Genomic DNA, 6,397 nt, shown 5'->3' on the forward strand with positions numbered 1-6,397 from the left:
CGCCGCGCGGTGCGGGAACGCCGCGTGACGCGGGAACGCCCCCGCCGGCCTCGCGGCCGGGCGGGGGCGTTCCTCAGGGGCCGGACGGACCGGGCTCCCGGAGCCGATCGGGGATCGGTCAGACCAGGTCGAAGCGGTCGGCGTTCATGACCTTGTTCCACGCCCGGACGAAGTCCTGGACGAACTTCTCCTTGGCGTCGTCGCTCGCGTAGACCTCGGCGAGGGCGCGCAGCTCGGAGTTGGAACCGAAGACGAGGTCGGCACGGGTGCCGGTCCACTTCTTCTTGCCGGTGGCCTCGTCGAAGGCCTCGTACAGGTTGTTCTCGCCGTCCACCGGCTTCCACGTCGTGCCCAGGTCGAGCAGGTTGACGAAGAAGTCGTTGGTGAGCCTGCCCGGGGCGTCGGTGAGGACACCGTGGTCCGCGTCCTGGTAGTTGGCGCCGAGGACGCGCAGACCGCCGACCAGGACGGTCATCTCGGGAGCGCTCAGGCCCAGCAGGTTGGCGCGGTCGATCAGCAGGTGCTCGGCGGGCAGGCGGTTGGCCTTGCCGAGGTAGTTGCGGAAGCCGTCCGCCTTCGGCTCGAGGGCGGCGAAGGACTCGACGTCCGTCTGCTCCTGGGTGGCGTCGACGCGGCCCGCGGTGAACGGAACCTCGATGTCGAAGCCCGCCTCCTTGGCGGCCAGCTCGACGCCGACGGCGCCGGCGAGGACGATGACGTCGGCCAGGGAGACCTGCTTGCCGCCGGAGAGGGAGGCGTTGAAGGACTCCTGGACGCCCTCGAGGGTGTTCAGGACGGTCTTGAGCTTCGCCGGCTCGTTGACCTCCCAGTCGGCCTGCGGCTGCAGGCGGATGCGGGCGCCGTTGGCGCCGCCGCGCTTGTCGCTGCCGCGGAAGGAGGACGCGGAGGCCCACGCGGTGGACACCAGCTGCGAGACGGTCAGGCCCGACTCGGCGATCTTGGCCTTGAGGGCCTTGACGTCGGCCTCGTCGACGACCTCGAAGGTGCGCTCCGGCAGCGGGTCCTGCCAGATCAGGACCTCGGAGGGGACCTCGGGGCCGAGGTAGCGGACGACCGGGCCCATGTCGCGGTGGGTCAGCTTGAACCAGGCGCGGGCGAACGCGTCGGCGAAGGCGCGCTCGTCCTCCAGGAAGCGCTGCGAGATCTCCGCGTAGACCGGGTCCATGCGCAGCGCGAGGTCGGTGGTGAACATGATCGGCTGGTGCCGGACGCCCTCGAGGTGGGCGTCGGGGACGACCTTGCCCGCACCGTGCTTCGGACGCCACTGCAGGGCGCCGGCCGGGCTGCGGAACTGCTCCCACTCGTAGCCGAACAGGATCTTGAAGTACTCGTTGTCCCACTTGGTGGGCTCGTAGGTCCAGGCGCCCTCGAGACCGGAGGTGACGGTGTCCGCACCCTTGCCGGTGCCGTGGCTGTTGCGCCAGCCCAGGCCCTGCTCCTCGAGGCCGGCGGCCTCCGGGTCGTCGCCCACGGCGTCCGCCGGGCCGTTGCCGTGCGCCTTGCCGAAGGTGTGACCACCGGCGATCAGGGCGACGGTCTCCTCGTCGTTCATTGCCATGCGGCGGAACGTCTCGCGGATGTCGCGGGCGGCGGCGAGCGGGTCGCCGTTGCCGTTGGGGCCCTCGGGGTTGACGTAGATCAGACCCATCTGGACCGCGGCGAGGGGCTCCTCGAGCTCACGGTCACCGGAGTAGCGCTCGTCGCCGAGCCAGGTGGTCTCCGGGCCCCAGTACACGTCCTCGTCGGGCTCCCACACGTCCGCGCGGCCGCCGGCGAAGCCGAACGTCTCGAAGCCCATCGACTCCAGGGCGACGTTGCCCGCGAGGACCATCAGGTCGGCCCAGGAGATGGCCTTGCCGTACTTCTTCTTGACCGGCCACAGCAGGCGGCGGGCCTTGTCCAGGTTGACGTTGTCCGGCCAGCTGTTCAGCGGAGCGAAGCGCTGCTGACCGGCGCCCGCGCCACCGCGGCCGTCGGTGATGCGGTAGGTGCCGGCGCTGTGCCACGCCATGCGGATCATGAACGGGCCGTAGTGGCCGTAGTCCGCCGGCCACCAGTCCTGCGACTCGGTGAGGAGCGCGGCGATGTCCTGCTTGACGGCGGCGAGGTCGAGGCCCTTGAAGGCCTCGGCGTAGTCGAACTCCTCACCCAGCGGGTTGGCGACCGCGGGGTTCTTGGCGAGGATCTTGAGGTTGAGCCGCTCAGGCCACCACTGGCGGTTGCCGCCGCCCGCGGTCGGGTGAGGGGCGCGCGCGCCGTGCGCGACGGGGCAGCCGCCCGTCTCCGCCTTCGGCTCGGTGACGATGGCGTCGTGGTTCTCAGTCAATGTCTGTCCTTCTGGATCAGGCGGTCACGGCTCAGGTACTGCGAGCTGTGGGACTACTGGCGAGCGGTGGAACAGGCGGGGCACAGGCCCCAGTACGTCACCTCGGCCTCTTCGATGACGAAGCCGTGGTTCTGGGAGGCGGTCAGGCAGGGGGCCTGACCGACCGCGCAGTCCACGTCGGCGACGGTGCCGCAGGAGCGGCAGACGACGTGGTGGTGGTTGTCCCCGACGCGGCCCTCGTACCGGGCCGGGCTGCCGGCCGGTTCGATGCGGCGGACCAGCCCCACGGCCGTCAGCGCGTGCAGCGCCTCGTAGACGGCCTGGGTGGAGACGTGGCCCACGCGCTCCCGTACGCCGGAGGCGATCGCCTCGACGCCGAGGTGGTCGCCGGCCCTGACGGTTTCGAGCAGCGCGACGCGGGCTGCCGTCACCCGCAGGCCGGCGCCGCGCAGTTCCTCGGCGGGCGAGGCGGGGTTTGCGGTCATGGTGTCGAACACTACATGGCTTGAGGCGATAGGTACAGAAAGACGAACGATTCAAGTTTGTGAGACGGTTCTTTGTCGTGGATCGTCCGCTTTTCAGGGGGATCGGCGACCCCTTGGAGTCGTCGACGGTCCCGGTGAAAGGATCTGACGAACCGTCGGCGGGGCGGCAGGGTTCCCGGCGATGACGACTCGCTCCGTTCGTCGATCGGGGATCCCGTCCGCGCGCGGGGCCGCGGACGCGGCCGGAGTCGGGCGCACGGCCGCAGCCGGGGCGGCCGGTGCGGGGGTCCTCGGCTTCCTCTGCGCCCGCCGCGGCCTGCCCTTCGAGGGCGTCTCCCGCCACAAGGCCGCGCTTGCCGCCCCGGTGGGCCGCTTCACCCGCGCGCTGCTCCGCTCGCCGGCCCTCGGCCGGTCGTACCGGGCCTTCCCGCGGATCGCGGATCGCGGACCGCGTCGCGAGCGCCTGGCCCGTCCTCGACTGCCAGATCGGCGACGCCGGCGCCGAGGTGCTGGTCGACGCCCGCATCCACGGGCGCGGGGCGGTGCGCGGAGCCGGCTGGAGGGCCGCTCGTTCCGCGGCGAGGTCCGGCGGTTCGCGGCGCGCACGGCCCCGGCGCACGAGGATCTCCCCCCGTTCCTCCTGGGCGCCGGCCGGCCGCAGCGGGCCGCCGGGCGTCCCCGGCCGGCCGCGGCGCCGCCGGTCAGGTGCGTGCGCCGGTCAGGCGACGGTGCGCGCGGTCTCCACCACCCGCACCAGGGGCTCCAGCCGGGGATCGCCGGCGGCTTCGTCGAGCGCCTCGCGCAGCGCCGCGTCATGGGTCGGCCGGGCCTCCGCGAGCAGGGCGAGGCCCGCGTCGGAGACGTCCGTGTAGATGCCGCGCCGGTCGGTGGGGCAGAGGTAGCGCGCCAGCAGGCCGCGGTCCTCCAGCCGGGTCACCAGGCGCGTGGTGGCGCTCTGGCTCAGCACCACGGCGTCCGCCACCTGCTTCATCTGCAGGTGACCGCCGGCCCCGTCGTGCTGCCGGCTGAGGACGTCCAGCAAGGAGTACTCCCGCGCGCTCAGACCGTGGCGCTGCAGGGCGCGCTCGAGGTGGGACTCGATCCTGCCGTGCAGGAGGGAGAGTGCGCACCAGCCGTCTGCGAGGGCGGTGAGCGAGGGATCGGTCGCGGTCACGCTGACCTCCTGCTCGGCTACGGGGCGGACCTTCCGCGGACGACACAATCCTTCCATACGGCGGTTACCTCGGGCCAGATTTAGCCCGCGCTTGCAATTATTCAGCGTGTGCAACTATTGTTCTCGCCAGTTACCACCCCCCACAACGACTGGGAGTTCGTCCCATGCCTCTCGCGCTCCTGGCCCTGGCCATCGGGGCCTTCGGGATCGGCACCACCGAGTTCGTCATCATGGGCGTGCTGCCCCAGGTCGCGGGCGAGTTCGGTGTCTCCATCCCCACCGCCGGATGGCTGGTGACCGGCTACGCCCTCGGTGTCGTCCTCGGTGCCCCCCTGCTGACCGTGCTCGGCACCAAGGTCTCCCGCAAGAAGATGCTGACGTTCCTGATGGCGCTCTTCGTCGTCGGCAACGCGCTCTCGGCGGTGGCTCCGTCCTTCGGCCTGATGCTGGCGGGCCGGATCGTCGCCTCCCTGGCGCACGGCGCGTTCTTCGGAATCGGCTCCGTGGTCGCCGCCGACCTGGTGGCCCCGCACCGGCGGGCGTCGGCGATCTCGCTGATGTTCATGGGCCTGACCGTCGCCAACGTCGTCGGCGTCCCCGGCGGCACCTACCTCGGCCACGCCGCCGGCTGGCGGATCACCTTCGCCGCGGTCGCGGCCCTCGGCCTGGTCGGGTTGCTCGGCGTCGCCAGGCTGATCCCCGAGACCGGCCGCCCGCCGGCCGCCGACGTCCGGGCCGAGTTCGCCGCCTTCCGCAACGTCCAGGTGTGGCTGGCGATGGCGATGACCGTGCTGGGCTACGGCGGCGTCTTCGCGGCCATCACCTACATCACGCCGATGATGACCGAGGTCACCGGCTACGCGGAGGCCTCCGTCACCTGGCTGCTGGTCCTCTTCGGCCTCGGCATGTTCCTCGGCAACCTGGCCGGCGGGAAGCTCGCCGACCGCGCGCTGATGCCGATGCTGTTCACCGCCCTGGCCGCGCTCTCCGCGACGCTGCTGGTCTTCACCTTCACCGCCCACCACAAGGTGCTCGCCGCCGTCACGCTGACGCTGATCGGCGCGCTGGGCTTCGCCACCGTGCCGCCGCTGCAGAAGTGGGTGCTGGACCAGGCGTCCGCCGCGCCCACCCTGGCCTCCGCCGCCAACATCGGCGCCTTCAACCTGGGCAACGCCCTGGCCGCCTGGCTGGGCGGCCTGGTGATCGCCGGCGGCCTCGGCTGGACCGCCCCGAACTGGGTCGGCGCCGTCCTGGCGGCCGTCGCCCTCCTGCTGTCCTTCCTCGCGGCCCACCTCGACCGGCGCGGCCGCTCCGGCTCCACGGGCCGGGTGGTCACCGGGTCCACCCCGCGGGCCGCCTCCGAGCCGGTGGCCCCGTGAACCCCGCCACCGCCCCGGACGCCCGAACCGTCCGCACCACCGGAACCTCGCACCACCAGAACCTCAAGGAAGCACCATGAGCACCGTCCCCGCCGTCCCCGCCGTCACCCTCAACAACGGCGTCACCATCCCCCAGCTGGGCTTCGGCGTCTTCCAGGTCCCCGACGAGGACACCACCGCCGCCGTCACCGCCGCCCTCCGGGCCGGTTACCGCTCCATCGACACCGCCGCCGTCTACGGCAACGAGGCCGGCGTCGGCAAGGCGCTCGCCGCCTCCGGCATCGCCCGCGAGGAACTGTTCGTCACCACCAAGCTGTGGAACGCCGACCAGGGCTACGACGCCACCCTCCGCGCCTTCGACGAGAGCCTCGCCAAGCTGGGCCTCGACCACGTCGACCTGTACCTGATCCACTGGCCCACACCGGCCCGTGACCGGTACCTCGACACCTGGCGCGCCCTCGAGCGGCTGGCCGCCGACGGCCGGGCCCGCGCGGTGGGAGTCTCCAACTTCCAGCCCGCGCACCTGCGCCGGCTGCTGGAGCACAGCTCGCTGGTCCCGGCCGTCAACCAGGTGGAGCTGCACCCCGGCCTCCAGCAGGCCGAACTGCGCGCCGTGCACGGTGAACTCGGTATCGCCACCGAGGCGTGGAGCCCGCTGGCGCAGGGTGCGGTACTGGGGGAGGAGCCGATCGTGACCCTCGCGCAGCGGTACGGCAGGTCCCCCGCGCAGATCGTGCTGCGCTGGCACCTGCAGCTGGGCAACATCGTGATCCCCAAGTCGGTCACCCCGTCGCGGATCGCCGAGAACATCGACGTCTTCGACTTCGCCCTCACCGACGAGGAGATGGCCTCCCTCGCCGCCCTCGACCGGGGGCTGCGCACGGGCCCCGACCCGGACGCCTTCAACTGACCCGCGGCAGGAGCCCGCACCGGGGAATCCGCGGCACGGGCGGCCCCCACGGCCCGGCGGGCCCGGCCGGTGAGGTTCGCGCCACCGGCCGGGCCCGCCGGC

At 72.3% G+C, this 6,397-nt stretch carries 5 protein-coding genes; 2 read left to right on the top strand and 3 right to left on the bottom strand.

Annotated features, from left to right (window positions below; all coding sequences use genetic code 11):
• Positions 1-118 precede the first annotated feature (118 nt).
• From katG to A2U95_RS29065, 3 genes are all read right to left on the bottom strand, one after another.
• Complete coding sequence (gene katG, locus A2U95_RS29055) at positions 119-2,347, bottom strand: catalase/peroxidase HPI (protein WP_166028480.1); 2,229 nt, start codon at positions 2,345-2,347, stop codon at positions 119-121.
• A 53-nt stretch (positions 2,348-2,400) separates the two neighbouring features.
• Positions 2,401-2,832, bottom strand: coding sequence for a Fur family transcriptional regulator (locus A2U95_RS29060; protein ID WP_166028482.1), 432 nt, complete (start codon positions 2,830-2,832; stop codon positions 2,401-2,403).
• A gap of 718 nt (positions 2,833-3,550) precedes the next feature.
• A complete protein-coding gene (locus A2U95_RS29065) occupies positions 3,551-4,006 on the bottom strand; it encodes a MarR family winged helix-turn-helix transcriptional regulator (RefSeq protein ID WP_166028483.1) in 456 nt (151 codons plus the stop codon).
• 164 nt (positions 4,007-4,170) lie between these two features.
• On the opposite strand from A2U95_RS29065, the gene A2U95_RS29070 reads away from it, so the two are divergent.
• Together A2U95_RS29070 and A2U95_RS29075 are read left to right on the top strand one after the other, a co-directional pair.
• On the top strand, positions 4,171-5,385 hold the full coding sequence (locus A2U95_RS29070) for an MFS transporter (protein ID WP_166028484.1): 1,215 nt from the start codon (positions 4,171-4,173) through the stop codon (positions 5,383-5,385).
• Between the two features lie 76 nt (positions 5,386-5,461).
• On the top strand, positions 5,462-6,295 hold the full coding sequence (locus A2U95_RS29075) for an aldo/keto reductase (RefSeq protein ID WP_166028486.1): 834 nt from the start codon (positions 5,462-5,464) through the stop codon (positions 6,293-6,295).
• Positions 6,296-6,397 lie beyond the last annotated feature (102 nt).

The sequence above is a fragment of the Streptomyces chilikensis genome (genome assembly GCF_001642695.1).
GTDB classification, from domain to species: Bacteria; Actinomycetota; Actinomycetes; order Streptomycetales; family Streptomycetaceae; genus Streptomyces; species Streptomyces chilikensis.

Bases quoted from the DNA above. Each gene is read 5' to 3' on its own strand.
- A2U95_RS29060 (WP_166028482.1), bottom strand. From the start codon at position 2,832: ATGACCGCAAACCCCGCCTCGCCCGCCGAGGAACTGCGCGGCGCCGGC.
- A2U95_RS29070 (WP_166028484.1), top strand. From the start codon at position 4,171: ATGCCTCTCGCGCTCCTGGCCCTGGCCATCGGGGCCTTCGGGATCGGC.
- A2U95_RS29075 (WP_166028486.1), top strand. From the start codon at position 5,462: ATGAGCACCGTCCCCGCCGTCCCCGCCGTCACCCTCAACAACGGCGTC.